Source organism: Sulfitobacter sp. CW3 (assembly GCF_019392245.1).
Taxonomy (GTDB): domain Bacteria; phylum Pseudomonadota; class Alphaproteobacteria; order Rhodobacterales; family Rhodobacteraceae; genus Sulfitobacter.
In genome coordinates this window covers 1-340 of the sequence record NZ_JAHXRL010000069.1, presented here as the reverse complement: position 1 = coordinate 340, position 340 = coordinate 1, and the positions used below count along the sequence as shown (strand labels likewise).

At 67.6% G+C, this 340-nt stretch carries 1 protein-coding gene; it reads left to right on the top strand.

What is annotated here, in order from left to right; genetic code table 11:
• Positions 1-116 precede the first annotated feature (116 nt).
• On the top strand, positions 117-340 hold a 224-nt coding region (locus KZZ06_RS20240), incomplete at its 3' end, for a type II toxin-antitoxin system RelE/ParE family toxin (protein ID WP_203140086.1).

Here is a 340-nt window from a genome sequence, read left to right as displayed (position 1 = left end):
CTCTGGAGACGTGGGTCGACGCCCTCGAAGCCGAGATCGAGCCGGCCGAGGCCAGTGAAGTCGCCAAGCGGCCGATCGAGCCCTCCGCGTAGCCGACCCGCACTGCTCAGTCCCTCATGCCTCACGCTCTCATTGTCTCGCGGCCAGCGGCCGACGACATCGCGAGCGCTGCCCGCTGGCTGCGCCAGCCTGGCTCGGGCCAAACGGCCTCGCAGCGGCTCAAGCTCATCCGTAGGGCGATCACTGACCTCCAATTCAGCCCGCTCATGTGGCCAATCGGAGATCATCCTGGCGTGCGCGAGAGGCCGGTGCGCGGTTACCGCATCCTGTACACCTTCGC